At 73.2% G+C, this 13,749-nt stretch carries 12 protein-coding genes; 7 read left to right on the forward strand and 5 right to left on the reverse strand.

Features of this window, described 5'->3' with window-relative positions:
- Window positions 1-45 precede the first annotated feature (45 nt).
- From ACIPXC_RS21220 to ACIPXC_RS21240, 5 genes are all read left to right on the forward strand, one after another.
- Entirely contained in the window at window positions 46-2,184 is a 2,139-nt protein-coding gene (locus ACIPXC_RS21220) for a SpoIIE family protein phosphatase (protein ID WP_401620358.1), read from the forward strand.
- 43 nt (window positions 2,185-2,227) lie between these two features.
- Window positions 2,228-3,457: a serine hydrolase domain-containing protein gene (locus ACIPXC_RS21225; RefSeq protein WP_401620361.1), complete on the forward strand. Its 1,230-nt coding sequence runs from the start codon at window positions 2,228-2,230 to the stop codon at window positions 3,455-3,457.
- Between the two features lie 63 nt (window positions 3,458-3,520).
- Window positions 3,521-4,045, forward strand: coding sequence for a GNAT family N-acetyltransferase (locus ACIPXC_RS21230; RefSeq protein WP_401620364.1), 525 nt, complete (start codon window positions 3,521-3,523; stop codon window positions 4,043-4,045).
- Between the two features lie 236 nt (window positions 4,046-4,281).
- Window positions 4,282-4,458: a hypothetical protein gene (locus ACIPXC_RS21235; protein WP_401620366.1), complete on the forward strand. Its 177-nt coding sequence runs from the start codon at window positions 4,282-4,284 to the stop codon at window positions 4,456-4,458.
- A 37-nt stretch (window positions 4,459-4,495) separates the two neighbouring features.
- On the forward strand, window positions 4,496-4,894 hold the full coding sequence (locus ACIPXC_RS21240; RefSeq protein ID WP_401620369.1) for a DUF4440 domain-containing protein: 399 nt from the start codon (window positions 4,496-4,498) through the stop codon (window positions 4,892-4,894).
- Between the two features lie 154 nt (window positions 4,895-5,048).
- Here ACIPXC_RS21240 and ACIPXC_RS21245 read toward each other — a convergent pair whose 3' ends face one another.
- Entirely contained in the window at window positions 5,049-6,233 is a 1,185-nt protein-coding gene (locus tag ACIPXC_RS21245; RefSeq protein ID WP_401620372.1) for a cytochrome P450, read from the reverse strand.
- Window positions 6,223-6,930, reverse strand: a complete 708-nt coding sequence (locus ACIPXC_RS21250) for a tRNA-dependent cyclodipeptide synthase (protein ID WP_183064799.1) — start codon at window positions 6,928-6,930, stop codon at window positions 6,223-6,225. Before ACIPXC_RS21250 ends, ACIPXC_RS21245 begins: the two co-directional genes overlap by 11 nt.
- 387 nt (window positions 6,931-7,317) lie before the next feature.
- Between ACIPXC_RS21250 and ACIPXC_RS21255 the strand changes: the two genes are divergently transcribed.
- Window positions 7,318-8,271, forward strand: coding sequence for a TAXI family TRAP transporter solute-binding subunit (locus tag ACIPXC_RS21255; RefSeq protein ID WP_401620375.1), 954 nt, complete (start codon window positions 7,318-7,320; stop codon window positions 8,269-8,271).
- A gap of 136 nt (window positions 8,272-8,407) precedes the next feature.
- Here the strand turns inward: ACIPXC_RS21255 and ACIPXC_RS21260 are convergent, their stop codons facing one another.
- The 3 genes from ACIPXC_RS21260 to ACIPXC_RS21270 form a co-directional block, all read right to left on the reverse strand.
- On the reverse strand, window positions 8,408-9,802 hold the full coding sequence (locus ACIPXC_RS21260) for an ATP-binding protein (RefSeq protein WP_401620378.1): 1,395 nt from the start codon (window positions 9,800-9,802) through the stop codon (window positions 8,408-8,410).
- The gene (locus tag ACIPXC_RS21265) at window positions 9,799-10,473 is read right to left on the reverse strand and encodes a response regulator transcription factor (RefSeq protein WP_401620381.1); all 675 of its coding nucleotides are present in this window, start codon (window positions 10,471-10,473) and stop codon (window positions 9,799-9,801) included. Before ACIPXC_RS21265 ends, ACIPXC_RS21260 begins: the two co-directional genes overlap by 4 nt.
- A gap of 64 nt (window positions 10,474-10,537) precedes the next feature.
- A complete protein-coding gene (locus ACIPXC_RS21270; protein WP_401620384.1) occupies window positions 10,538-11,938 on the reverse strand; it encodes an MFS transporter in 1,401 nt (466 codons plus the stop codon).
- Window positions 11,939-12,232: 294 nt separating this feature from the next.
- Between ACIPXC_RS21270 and ACIPXC_RS21275 the strand changes: the two genes are divergently transcribed.
- Complete coding sequence (locus ACIPXC_RS21275; protein WP_401620387.1) at window positions 12,233-13,573, forward strand: phytase; 1,341 nt, start codon at window positions 12,233-12,235, stop codon at window positions 13,571-13,573.
- The last annotated feature ends 176 nt before the right edge of the window (window positions 13,574-13,749 follow it).

The following is a 13,749-nucleotide window of genomic DNA, read 5'->3' on the forward strand; positions in this document are numbered from 1 at the left end:
GGAAGGGTGGCCGCGGGCCGACGGTGCCGGAAGGGAGCATCGCCGATGGGTGCGATCGACGGGTCGGGGGCCACTGGGCGGCCGCCCGCCGCGGCCGGGCTCGCCCCGCCGAGCGGGCTGCTCGACGTCCTGAACGTGGCGGCCGTCGTCCTCGACGCCGACGGCCGGGTGGCCCTGTGGAGCCCGCAGGCCGAGCAGCTGTTCGGCTGGACGGCCGCCGAGGCCCTGGGCCAGCCCGCCGCCCGGCTGCTCGCCGCACCGCAGCACGTCGGTCTGGTGTCCGAACTGTTCGCGCGGGTCATGGGCGGCGCCGGCGACTGGGCGGGCGCCTTCCCGGTGCGGCACAAGGACGGCAGCACACGCCTCGTGGAGTTCCGCAACATGCGGCTCCTCGACGACCGCGGCGACCTGTACGCCCTGGGCATCGCCACCGACCGCACCACGCTGCGGCAACTGGAGCGGGACCTCGCCCTGTCCGCCCGCCTCGTGGCCCAGTCCCCCATCGGACTCGCGGTCCTCGACACCGACCTGCGCTACGTCCTGGTCAACCCCACGCTGGAGCGGATCAACGGGCTGCCCGCCTCCGAGCACATCGGCCGGGGCGTCCGGGAAGCCCTGTCCTTCCTCGACGACACCGAGGCCGCCGAATCGGCGATGCGGCAGGTCCTGGCCACTGGCACGCCGCTGCTGGAGCAGTTCACGGCCGGACGTACCCACGGCGGGCACCGCGCGGAACATGCCTGGTCGGTGTCGTACTACCGGCTGGAGGACGCCACCGGGCGGGTCCTGGGCCTGGCCACCTCCGTGGTCGACGTCACCCAGAGCCACCAGGCGGCCCTGGAGATCGCCCGCAGCCGCCGCCGCCTCGCCCTGATCGCCGACGCCACCGTCCGCATCGGCACCACCCTCGACCTCGACCAGACCGCGCGCGAGCTCGCCGACGTCGTCGTCCCGGAGCTCGCCGACATCGCGGCCGTCGACATCCTCGACTCGGTCCTCGAAGGCCGGCCCACCCTCAGGTCGTCGGCCCACGAGCCCGCCGTGTTCCGCGCCCTCGCCGTCGCGGCCGCCTACCCGAGCGAGGCCGTCCGGGCCGCGGACCCCCCGGGGGACATCGCCCGCTACGCCGCCGACCGGCTGGTCACCCAGTCCGTGACGACCGGCCACCCCGTCCTCGTCGCCCATGTGCAGGCGAGGGACATCTCCCGGATCGCCCGCGACAGCAACGCCGCCTCCCTGCTTTCACGCGCCGGACTGCGCTCATACCTGGCCGTGCCGCTCATCGCGCGCGGCGAGGTACTCGGGGCACTCGACCTCAAACGCACCCGCAACCCGCTGCCCTTCAACGACGACGACATCGTGCTCGCCGGCGAACTGGCCGCGCGCGCCGCCGTGTGCATCGACAACGCCCGCTGGTACCGCAACGCGCACCACACCGCCCTCGCGCTCCAGCACCACCTCCTGCCCCACCACCCGCCGGCCACGCCCGGCCTGGAGGTCGCCTCGCGCTACCGGCCCGCCGCGGCCAGCAGTGAGATCGGCGGCGACTGGTTCGACGCCATCGCGGGACCGGACGACACCACCGTCCTCGTCATCGGCGACGTCATGGGCAGCGGCATCAACGCCGCCGCCAGCATGGGACAGTTGCGCACCGCGACCCGCACCCTCGCCGAACTCGCCCTCGACCCGCCCCAGGTGCTCCAGCAGCTGGACCGCACCACGGCCGCCCTTGAGGAGACCATCGCCACCTGCGTGTACGTCGTCCACGACCCGCACCGCGCGCAGTGCCGCATCGCCGTCGCAGGCCACCTCCCGCCCGTGCTCATCCGCTCCGGCCATGCACCCAGGCTGCTCGACCTGCCCACGGGAGCACCGCTGGGCGTGGGCGGCATCCCCTTCGAGGCCACCACCGTCGCCATGCAGCCCGGTGACCAACTGGTCCTCTACACCGACGGCCTGGTGGAGACCCGTAACCAGCCCATCGACGAACGGCTCGCCCTCCTGCTGGAGCTGCTCGCCGACACCGGCGGCCCCCTGGAGGAGACCTGCGACCGGCTCCTGGACTCCCTGCGCCGCCCCGACGACCACGACGACGTAGCCCTGGTGATCGCCCGAGCGCGGGCCCTCGCACAGCGGCCCGCCGCCCGCTCGCCGCGCGGCCCGACCGGTGCGGGCCTAGGCTGACCGTGTATGTCGTCCCCTGGTCCTCGTACCGCAGGAGGCATAGGTGAAAACGACGCACGAACGGCTCCGCCGGGCCTGCGCGGCCACCGCCGCGGCGGGCCTGCTCCTCACCGGGGTCGCGACGGCCCCCGCGTACGGGGCGCCCACCCCCGGACCGTCCGCCTCCGCCGCCGCCTCCCCGGACACCGGCGGGGAGTTCATACCGATCACCCCGGCCGTCGCGGCCCGACTCGACACCGCCGTCCGGCAGGTCATGCGCGAGGCCGGCGTACCGGGCGTGATCGTCGGGCTGTGGGCACCCGGCAAGGGCAGCTACGTGAAGGCCTTCGGCGTGGCCGACAAGGCGACCGGCGCGCCCATGCGGACCGACTTCAACACCCGCATCGGCAGCCAGACCAAGACGTTCACGGTCACCGCCCTCCTCCAGCTGGTCGACCAGGGCAAGGTCGGCCTGGACGACCCCATCGGCGACTACATCTCCGGGGTGCCGAACGGCGACCTCATCACCCTGCGCCAACTGGCCGGTATGCGCAGCGGGCTGTTCAACTACAGCGAGGACCCGGACTTCGACAAGGCGTTCACCTCCGACCCCGACCGCCGTTTCACCCCGCAGCAGCTGCTCGCGTACTCCTTCAAGCACCCGGTGCAGTTCGCGCCCGACGCGAAGTTCCAGTACTCGAACACCAACCTGATCCTGCTCGGCCTGGTGATCGAGAAGGTCACCGGCCGGCCGCTCGCCGAGGTCATCGACCAGGACGTCGTGGCGGCGGCCGGACTGCGCCGCACCTTCTTCCCGACCGGGTCCGAGTTCCCCGCACCGCACGCCCAGGGCTACACCGACCAGACCGCGTCCGGGAAGGTCGAGGTGTCGACCGACTGGGACCCGTCCTGGGCCTGGGCTGCCGGGGCGATGATCTCCGACCTGCAGAACCTGCGGAGCTGGGCGCGCACCCTCGCCACCGGCACCCTGCTGACGCCCGAGACGCAGGCCCAGCGCCTGAAGACCACCAATGCCGGCATCCCCGGCGCCGGCTACGGCCTGGGTATCTTCGACGTCCAGGGCTGGATCGGCCACAACGGCTCGCTCCCGGGCTACGAGAGCCTCGGCGTGTACCTGCCGCAGGCGCAGGCGACCATGGTCGTCATCCTCAACACCGACATCCTGCACGACGGCCAGGAACCCAGCACGCTCTTCGGCGAGGCGATCACCAGCATCGTGACGCCCGGCAACGTGTATCCCGGCCACAAACCGTCCGAGCCGAAGTCCGGCTGACGCAGGACCGCGGCACCTGCCGGGCACGATGCGTCGGATGATCCGACTGCTAGGGTCCCAGACATGCCCCAGCTCATCGCCCCCAGCCCCCGCCTGCACGGATCCTGGACCGCCGCGCAGGCGGAATGGGGGCCCGACGCCCCCATGGACGGCGCGGGGCTCGGCTGCGACGACGACGTCGACAGCCCGGAGGGCTTCGCCGCCTGGACGCGGAGACTGCGCCGCTGCGCGGACCGCTCGACACCGGTCGGCCACGGCCGGGTCCACGCGACGTACTGGTGGATCACCGAGGGCGACACCTACCTGGGCGCCATCGACCTGCGCCACTACCTCAACGGCTTCCTCCTCGACGCGGGCGGCCACATCGGCTACGGCATCCGGCCCTCGGCCCGCCGACGGGGCCTCGCCACCTGGGCCCTGTCCGCCGTCCTGCACGAGGCACGCGTACTCGGGATGGACCGGGTCCTGCTCACCTGCGACCCCGGCAACGAGGGGTCGGTCCGCACCATCGAGCGCTGCGGCGGCGTACTGGAGGACGTGCGCGAGACCCTGATCGGCCCCAAGCGGCGCTACTGGATCACCCTCTGATCGCCTCCGATCGCCTCTGATCCCCCTCCGGCGCCCCTCCGGCGCCCCTCCGGCACCCCTTGGGCGCCGCGCCCGGCCGGCCACCGGCCGCCCCCGCACCGCCGCTGCGTGTCGTCACCGTGCCGTACGGGCGCGGTGGGCCGATAGTGGGGCTGTGAGCGAGTTGTCCGAGGGACCCGGGCGCGGTGGCGCCGCCGAAGACGGCACCGCCTGGTCAGGACGTGCGGGAGTGGCCCGTGACCGTCTACCCGGCGCTGCTGGAACGCGCCGGCTTCCGCGACGTCGTCCGGCACCGGCCGTCGGTGGACGAGGCGCTCGCCGTCGCCGACCCGGACCTCGTCGCGAGCCGTCCGTGGTCGGCCGAGCGGGCCGGACCGCCCCTGGTGATCACGAAGGCGCTGGCGGCCTCGTGATTGCGGACCGCGGACCGGGGGAATTAGTGTCGTGTCCATGCCCAAAGCCGAGATCGACACGCTGACCGCCGAGTTCTTCGGCTCCTTCGACAACCGCGGCGGCAAGGCCGCCGACGTGGCCCGGATCCGCCGCCTCGTCGTGCCCGGGGGAGTGATCGTCATGACCGGTCCGCGGTTCACGGTCTACACCGTGGACGAGTTCATCGAGCCCCGCCGGGAACTGCTCTCCGGCGGACGGCTGGTGGAGTTCGCCGAGTGGGAGACCTCCGAACGGACCGAGATCGCGGGCGACATCGCGTCGCGGTTCGGCGAGTACCGCAAGGCGGGCGTCCTGGACGGCGAAGCATTCGAGGGCGGCGGCACCAAGACCATCCAGTTCGTCCGCACCCCGGAGGGCTGGCGGATCGCGGCGTTCTCCTGGTACGACCGGCCCTGAGCGCACCGTCCTTCAGGCCCCGCCCGGTGCGGGCACGCCCTCCGCGCCCGTACCGTCCCGTGCGCCCCCCGTGCGTACGGTGGCGGCCCCGGCCGGATTCCCCCCGGCCGGGGCCGTCCTCACGGTGCGGGCGCGCCGCCGCGCGCCGGCGCCGCTACCAGAGGACGGGCAGTCGCTCCGGGAGGCGCTTCATGAAACGGGTGCGCCAGACGAGCTGGTCGAACGGGACGGCCAGCTGGAGGTTGGGCATCTTCTCCAGCAGCACCTCGATGGCGATCTCCGTGTGCCGCTTGCCGAGCGCGGTGGCCGGGCAGTAGTGCGGTCCGCCACCGAAGGACAGGTGCGTACCGGCGTTCGCGCGGTCGATGTCGAAGGTGTGCGGGTCGGAGTAGACCTCCGGATCGGTGTTGGCGGCCTCGACCAGGACCAGCAGCAGCTCGCCCTTCTTGACCTCGACGTCGCCGAGGGTGACGTCCTCCAGCGCGAGCCGCGGCAGGCCGTCGGCGATCGACAGGTTGACGCGCAGCAGCTCGTCCACGGCGGAGGGGATCTTCTCCGGGGACCTGCGCAGCTGCTCCCACACGTCGGGGTTCTGCAGGAGCGAGACGATCGCCATGGTCAGGAAGCCCATGGTGGAGATGACTCCGGCGCCGAACAGCGTGACGCCGACGGTCGCCAGCATCTCGTCCGTCAGGTGCGCGTAGTCGGGGTCCTCGCGCAGCGCGGCGAGTTCCGCCATCAGGCCGACGGTGGCCGGGTCGTCGAGGCGCTCCACCATGTACGCCATGTCGCGGTCCCAGTTGAGCTTGGCACCCGTCACCGGGCAGGCCGAGTTCATGAACGCGATGTCCAGGCTGGCGGCCAGGCGCGGGGCGTCGGCCTCCGGGATGCCGAGGATGCGGCAGTGGAGGTTCTCCGCGTACGGATTGGTGAACGCGCCGCGCAGGTCGACCGGAGCACCGCTGCGCAGAAGGCCGTCGACGAGGGTGTTCGCCTGCTCGCGCATCCAGCCGGTGAGGTCGCCGGTCTTCGGGTTGATCGCCTTGAGCACGGCCTTGCGCAGGCCCGCACCGGTGATGTTGCCCATGTTGTTGACGACCTCGGGCGGGATCGTCAGCGCGTACTGCCGGGGTACACCGGGGGCCGAGGTGTCCTTCAGGCTGAACCGGGGATCTTCGAGGACCTGCTTGCAGAGCGCATGGGACGAGACGAGCCACGCCTCGTCACCGGCTATGGTGCGGACGCGCTTGACCGGCTCGCCGCGCAACTGCTCCACCTCGGCGGGCAGTCGGTCGCCGCGCGCGGAGAACGGGAAGTCGAGGAGGGTGTCAGCGGTCATCGGAGTCTCCTTCGGCGGGGGTGATGATGGCGTGGCCCTGGTTGCGTGAGGCACGAAGCCCCGAGCCGCGCGAGTAGAGCAGTTCCGCCATGGGCAGGAGCTGGTGGTAGCAGTTGAGGGAGGACGGCACGCCCAGGATGGCGGGCGTGTCGAGGAACAGCGGCGCCTCGGCGCAGACGTACTCCAGGCAGACCTCGCGCTGGCGGGCCGTGGCCGCCTTCCCGTTCAGGACCTTCGAGGAGAGGAAGGCGTCGACAAGGGAGTTGCAGGTCTCCCGGAACTCCGGGTCGATGTCGAGCAGGTTGTTCAGATGATTGTGGAGGGTCCGGTACGCCGGGATGTCGGTGAGGGACGACATCGGACGGGCCCGGAGGCGGACGCCGGTGGGGTCGGCTTCGGCTGCGGCGTTGTTGACCTTGGCGCGGACTCCGCGCAGGTTCTTCACCGCCTTGCGGCGAGCTTCGTCCTCGCCGTATCCGAGGGCCTCGTACATCTCCGCGACGTGCATGTCGGTGTAGATGAGGTCGACCTGTGCGAAGTTGCGCATGCCCCACTGGGCGAGGTCGAGAACACGCTGGGCCGAGAAGTAGCTGTTCCCCGGCGAGATGCCGATGACGGCGTGATCGCCCTCGTCGTTGATCACCTGGCAGTGCGGGGTGTATGGCCGGACTGTGAAGACTTCGGTTGCTGTCGTCAACAGGGGTCGGGTCCTTTGCGCCGCAAGTCCCGTGGGGCCCTGTGCCCCGGGTGTGGCGGCGACGTGATGGAAGGTACCCGAACTCTGAGCGACGTTCCATGTCTCCTGGGTAGTAACTCATCTTTCGGACAGACCAGTTGACCTGGGCATCCTTCCGTGGTCGGAGTGTCCGGGCCGGTACCGTCGGTCAGGCGGTCCTTCGTACCGGGTGGCCCCGACGGCTGCGTCGGACTGCGTACCGCGGGCGTTCATCAGGTCTTCACGTTCCACGTACCGACGCGCACGCTCGCGCGATCGGCCGCCGCGTGCCGCGTGCCGCATCATGGTGAGCCGCCCCGATCGCCCCGATCGCCCCGCTCGTCCGACGACACCCCAGGAGGCCGGCAGTTGACCGGATCGTCGCGCCGCGCCGTACTGGGCGCCGCGATCGGCGCCGCCGCGGCGTCGCTCACAGGGTGCTCGGGGCCCTCCGGCCCCGTACGCAGGCTGCGGCTGGCGACGGGCCCCGAGGGCGGGCCGTACAACGCCTTCGGGAAGGCCCTGGCGCTCGCCGTCGGCGCGAGCGCCCTGCCGCTGGAGATCATCCCCGTGAGCACGGCGGCGAGCGTGAACAACCTGCGCGGCCTCGACGAGGGCTCCGCAGAACTGGCCCTGGCCATGGCGGACTCCGCCGAGGACGCCGTGCTGGGGCGCGAGACGTTCCCCGCGCCCGTCGCGGTGACGGCGCTCGCCCGCATCTACGTCAACTACACCCACCTCGTGGTCCCGGCCGACGGGCCGGTCCGCGCGGTGACGGACCTCGCCGGCCGCCCGGTCGCCGCCGGTGCGACGGGATCCGGGGTACGCGTGGTCGCGCAGCGGGTGCTGCGCGCCGCCGGACCGGACGCCCCGGCGGACGAGCGCCCGCTGGGTCTCGCCGCGTCGGTGGCGGCGTTGCGCGAGGGCTCGGTCGACGCGCTGTTCTGGTCCGGAGGCGTGCCCACCCCGGCCCTGTCCGCGTTGGCGGGCGAGCGGCCCCTGCGCTTCCTGCCCCTGGACGCCTACGTGGCCCCGCTGCGGACGCGCCACGCCCCCGTCTACACGGCGGTCACCCTGCCGGCCGGGGTGTACGGCCTCACGGAGCCGGTGGGCACCATCGGCGTCGGCAACTACCTCCTGGCCCGGACGGACGTGGGGGAGGACGTCGTACGGGACCTGCTGCGGGTGGTCTTCGACCGGTGGCGCGATCTCCTGCGGGAGGTGACGGCGGGCGCCCGCCTGGAGCCGCGCTTCGCCATCTCGACGGGCCGCGTCCCCCTCCACCCGGGCGCGGCCGCGTACTACCGCTCGGTCTACGGTTAGTGCGGTGGCCGTGGAGGTTCACCGGGTCGCGGCGCCCGGACACGGCACCTCGCCGCGTTGTCGCACCACGTGGGTACGTCCGGTACGAGCCGCGGCCCTGCGCCGTGCGCGGCACCGCACCGACCACCGCGATCCGCTACGCGCGCGCGTCACAGCGGGCGGCCGGGGGCGGGGGAAGGCGGAGGTGGGCGACCAGGCCGCGGGGGGTGTTCGCCGAGAGGCCGAGGGCGCCGCCGCTGAGGCGGGCGATCTCGTCGGCGATGGCCAGGCCCAGGCCGCTGCCGGGGACGTTCTGGTGTTCGGGGGAGCGGGTGAAGCGCCGCAACAGTGAGTCCAACTGCTCGTCCGGGACGCCCGGGCCGTCGTCCGCGACCCGGACGACCGTGCTCCCGTCCGGCCGGCGCGAGGCGCTCACCCCGACGCGCCCGCCGCTCGGCACGAACTTGACCGCGTTGTCCAGGAGCGCGTCCAGGATCCGGCCCGCCGCGTCGGGCAGGGCGTGCGCCCGCAGGCCGTCCGCGACGCCGGTGGCGGTGAGGTCCAGCCCGGCCGCGCGGAAGACCGGGGCCCAGGCCGTCACCCGGTCCCGCACCGCCCGTGACACGTCCTGCCCGGTCGGCTCGGCGGCACCGGACTCCACGCGCGCCAGGGCCAGCAGCCCGTCGAGCAGTTCCTCCAGGCGTTCGGCCTCGTCCAGGGCCCGGGCGTGCTCGGCGAGGCCCGGGCCGGGGGCGACGTGCGGCTCGACGTTCTCCAGCCGCAACACCAGCGTGGCCAGCGGGTTACGCAGCTGGTGGGAGGCGTCGGCGACGAAGTCGCGCTGACGGCCGATGGATTCGGCCACCGCGTCCGCCATGGTGTTGAAATGCCTCCGCAGACGGCGCAGTTCGGGAGGGCCGGTGTCCGAGCCGGCCCGGGCCCGGAGGCTGCCGGCGGCCAGTCGCTCCACGGCCCGGTCGAGATCCAGGACCGGACGCATCAGCCAGCGGGCGATCCCCGCGGCGACCAGCGCGGCCGCCGCGAAGGAGGCCAACGCCCCGGCCGCGATGAGCGACCAGCGGACCGTGACGTCCCGGCGAGCGGCATCGGTGGGCACCGCCAGCAGCACCGCCCCGCTGACCCGCTCGTCCCGGCCCACCGGCTCGGCGAGCACGACGCCGCCCGGACCCCACGGCCGCAGGGTCGGCAGCCGGTCGGTGGACCGGCCGGTCAGGGCGCGCCGGCGCGCCTCCACGGTCCCGGCGCCGGGCGTGCTCCCGGCCCGTACCAGCGTCGCGCCCGCCGTGTCGACCACCACCACCCCCGCTCCGTACAGGTCGGCGTACCGGCCGATCTCGGCCGCCAGCTCCGCCCGGTCGGCATCGGTGCGCATCCGTTCCGCGAGGTCCGCGAACCGCACGGCCTCGGAACGCCGCTGGAGCAGCAGGTGCTCGGTACGGCCCCGTGCGTACCCCTCGGCCAGCGGCACGCACAGGAGCAGCGCCGCCACCCCCATGAGGACCGTCAGCACGGCGAGGAGCCGTCGCCTCACCGCTCCCCGCCGAGCTGGTAGCCGTAGCCGCGGACGGTGCGCACAAGCCCGGAGCGGCCGGTCTTGGCGCGGATACCGGCCACGTGGACGTCCAGCGAGCGCGAGGCGGCGAGGAAGGCGTCGCCCCAGATCCGGTCCAGGATCTCCTCGCGGGAGTGCACCTCGTCCGGCCGGGTGGCCAGCAGCGCCAGGACGTCGAACTCCCGCCGTGTCAGGCGTACTCGGGCCCCCGCGACGGTGACCGTACGGCCCCCGGGGTCCACCTCCACGTCCCCGCGGCGCACCACCGCCGCACCCGGGGCCGCGCGGTCGGCGTGCGCGTCCGTCCGGCGCCGTACGGTGTCGATGCGCGCCATGAGCTCGGCCATCCGGAACGGCTTGACGACGTAGTCGTCGGCACCTGCCCGCAGACCCTGCACGATGTCGCGTTCCTCGCACCGTGCGGTGACCACGATGAGCGGCACACCGCACACGGTCCGCAGCCGCCGCAGCAGTTCTATTCCGTCCAGGTCGGGCAGTCCCAGGTCCAGCAGCACGAACTCGGCCTCGCGGACGTGGCGCAGCGCGTCCTGGGCCCGCGCCACCCGGCGGACGGTGTGTCCGCGCTGGGCGAGGGCGGTGCCGAGTGCCTGGGCCATCCGGTCGTCGTCCTCGACGAGGAGCGCGTGCATGTCAGGCCTCCTCGCGGCGCGGCGTGCGGCCCGCGCGGCCGCCGCCCCAGGCTACCGCCGACGCTCAGCGCACGGCCTCGGCGGGAGCCGATGCCGGGTCCCCCCGGTCGGCGGCGCGATCGGTGCCGGCCTCGGCCTCGGCCTCCGCCCGGCTGAGGGGCGCGTCACGGGTGTCCGGCATCAGCACGTACGTCACCAGGGAGATCAGCGCGCACCCGGAGACGTACCAGAAGAACATGGTCTCGTGACCACTGTTCTTGAACCAGAGCGCCACGTACTCCGCTGTGCCGCCGAACAGCGCGTTGGCGATGGCGTACGGCAGCGCCACGCCCAGGGCGCGCACCCTGGTGGGGAACAGTTCGGCCTTGACCGCCGCGTTGATGGACGTGTAGCCGGTGATGATCACCAGGGCGAGCAGGGACAGGCCGAGCGCGGACCAGTACGAGGACGCCGACCCCAGCGCGGTCATGATCGGGTACGTGCCGATCGTGCAGCCCACCGCGAAGGTGATCAGCAGCGGACGGCGGCCGATCCGGTCGGACAGCATCCCGGCGAACGGCTGGAGCACGGCGAAGAGGGTCAGCGCGGTGAAGCTGACCAGGGTGGCCGTGGTCTTCGCCATGCCCGCGCTGCCGACGAGGTACTTGGTCAGGTAGGTGGTGTAGGTGTAGTAGGCCACGGTGCCGCCGAGGGTCAGGGCCATGACCAGGCCCGCCTGCCGCCGGTACTGCCACAACGCCTTGAGCGTGCCGCGCGCGCCGTCGTCGTGCGCGTCCTCTCCGGACGCCTCCTCCCGGAAGGCGTCGGTCTCCTGGAGCCGGCGCCGCAGCCAGAAGACGACCACGGCGAACAGCGCCCCGAGCACGAAGGGGATCCGCCAGCCCCAGCTCTCCAACTGCCCCGTGGTGAGCGTGTGCTGCAGCGTGATGAGGATGCCCAGGCCCAGCAACTGGCCGCAGGTCATCGACACGTACTGGAAGGACGAGCCGAGGCCGCGCCGGTTGCGGGCGGACGCCTCGGTCAGGTAGGTGGCGCTGGCGGCGTACTCGCCGCCGATGCTCATCCCCTGGAGCAGCCGGGCCAGCAGCAGCACCAGCGCGCCGAAGTAGCCGGCCTGGCCGTAGGTCGGGGCGACGGCGATGAGCAGGGCCGCCACCGACATCATGGTGACGGTGAGCGTGAGCGCGCTCTTGCGTCCGTGCCGGTCGGCGGCCCGGCCGAGGATCCACCCGCCGACGGGGCGCATCAGGAAGCCGACCGCGAAGATACCCGCGGTGTTCATCAGCTGCGTGGTCGGGTTGTCCCCGGGGAAGAAGGAGTCGGCGAAGTAGATCGCGAAGCTGGCGTAGACGAACCAGTCGTACCACTCGACGAGGTTGCCGAGGGAGCCGCCGATCAGGGCGAGCCGGCGCTTCCTGCGCTCCTCCCCGGGCGTGGGGACGGCTGGGACGGTGGACGAGGACATGGCGGCTCCAGCGGGAAGTCCCTGATGGGAGGAGGGAGAACGGCCCCTGAGGCGGGGGAGTGCCCAGAGCATGGGGCCGCCGCCGGAGCCGGACAAGCTCCGCCGCGCAGATCTAACGTTCCGCTAAGGAAGCAGGACGGGCGCGGGATTTCATGGCGCGGCCATGTTCACGTCACGTCTGCTCCATGGTGGTCACCCGCGGGTGGCCCACGGTGGGGGCGGCCCGGCCGCGGGGCACCCGTGGGACCCGACCCCGCGGCCGGCCGCACCCGACCCCCGTGACCAGGAGGCAAGATGAGCGCGTTCCCGAGCAGGCGGACAACGGCGGTCGGCGTGGCCGCCGTCGTGGTCCTGGGCGTGATCGCCGTACCGGCGCACGCCCGCGCGGACCGCGGCACCCCGCCGCCCCTGCCGCAGGTGACCGCCTCCGTCGAGACGCCCTCCCTCTTCGACGACGAGGCCGGCGGCAACGCCAACGCCGACGACCCCGCGATCTGGCGCAACGCCCAGGACCCCGACCGCAGCCTGGTCATCGCCACCGCCAAGGAGGGCGGCCTGCGCGTCTACGACCTGGACGGGCGCCAGGTCCAGTCCCTGCCGGCCCCGCCGCCGCCCGGTGCCGGGCACAAGCCCGGACGTTTCAACAACGTCGACCTCGTCACCGGCCTGCGCTTCCCCGACGGACTCCACGACGCGGCCGTCGTCTCCGACCGCGGGCGCGACCGGCTGCGCGTCTACCGGATCGACCCCGGGCGGCCCACCGCGCCCCTGGTCGACGTCACGGACGAAGCCGCCGCCCCGCTGGTGTTCTCCGCGGACCAGGACGAGGCCGACGACCAGCGGACCGCCTACGGCCTGGCCGCGTACACCGACCGCCGCAGCGGCCGCTCCTTCGCCGTCACCAGCAGGCGCCACGGCACCGAGATCGCCCTCGCCGAACTCCGGCCCACCGCAGGGGGGAAGGTCGGCTACCGCACGGTCCGCACCACCGCGCTGCCCGCCACCTTCACCCTGCCCGATGGCACGTCGTGGTCCCCGTGCGCAGAACCGGGCGAACTGCCCCAGGTCGAGGGCATGGTCGTCGACCCCGACACCGGCGACCTGTACGCCGGCCAGGAGGACGTCGGCATCTGGAAGCTGGACGTGGACCTGCGCTCCCCGGCCCGCCTCATCGAGAAGGTCCGTTCCTTCGGGGTGCCCGGCACCTGGAACCCGCAGACCGAGGAGTGCGACGCGGGCGCCGACCCCGGGTTCGGCGGCCGCCACGTGTCCGCCGACGTCGAGGGCCTGACCATCTGGCGCGACCCGAAGCACCCCCGGCACGGCGGATACCTCCTGGCCTCCAGCCAGGGCGACGACACCTTCGCCGTCTTCGACCGCGAGAACGGCAACGCCCACGTCCGCAGCTTCCGCGTCGCGGCGGGCACCGGGCCCGCAGCGCATGACGGCTCGCAGGAGAGCGACGGCGCCGCCGTCACCAGCGCGCCGCTGGGCAGGAGGTTCCCCCAGGGGCTGCTGGTCGTCCAGGACGGCCGCAACACCCCCGCGACCACCGGACCGGACGGAGAGGCCCGCACCGACACGGACTTCAAGTTCGTCGACCTCGGAAGGCTGAAGCGCGCGGCACGCCTGTGACCCGACCACCGTCGTGACCCGATCGCCGTCGTGACCCGACCACTGCCGTGACCCGACCATCGCCGGGGGGGGGCGCGGGGCCGCCCCCCCCCCCCCCCCGGGGGGGCGCCCCCCCCCCCCCCCCCGCGGGGGGGGGGGCCCCCCCCCCCCCGCCCCCCCCCGGGGTGAACAAACTC

It is taken from the genome of Streptomyces sp. NPDC090021 (genome assembly GCF_044748225.1).
In the GTDB taxonomy this organism is placed as follows: domain Bacteria; phylum Actinomycetota; class Actinomycetes; order Streptomycetales; family Streptomycetaceae; genus Streptomyces.

What these genes read in the sequence shown, in the direction of transcription:
- ACIPXC_RS21275 (WP_401620387.1), top strand. Translation starts at nt 12,233, where the DNA reads ATGAGCGCGTTCCCGAGCAGGCGGACAACGGCGGTCGGCGTGGCCGCC.
- ACIPXC_RS21245 (WP_401620372.1), bottom strand. Translation starts at nt 6,233, where the DNA reads ATGACCGCTGACACCCTCCTCGACTTCCCGTTCTCCGCGCGCGGCGAC.
- ACIPXC_RS21265 (WP_401620381.1), bottom strand. Translation starts at nt 10,473, where the DNA reads ATGCACGCGCTCCTCGTCGAGGACGACGACCGGATGGCCCAGGCACTC.
- ACIPXC_RS21230 (WP_401620364.1), top strand. Translation starts at nt 3,521, where the DNA reads ATGCCCCAGCTCATCGCCCCCAGCCCCCGCCTGCACGGATCCTGGACC.
- ACIPXC_RS21240 (WP_401620369.1), top strand. Translation starts at nt 4,496, where the DNA reads ATGCCCAAAGCCGAGATCGACACGCTGACCGCCGAGTTCTTCGGCTCC.
- ACIPXC_RS21220 (WP_401620358.1), top strand. Translation starts at nt 46, where the DNA reads ATGGGTGCGATCGACGGGTCGGGGGCCACTGGGCGGCCGCCCGCCGCG.
- ACIPXC_RS21270 (WP_401620384.1), bottom strand. Translation starts at nt 11,938, where the DNA reads ATGTCCTCGTCCACCGTCCCAGCCGTCCCCACGCCCGGGGAGGAGCGC.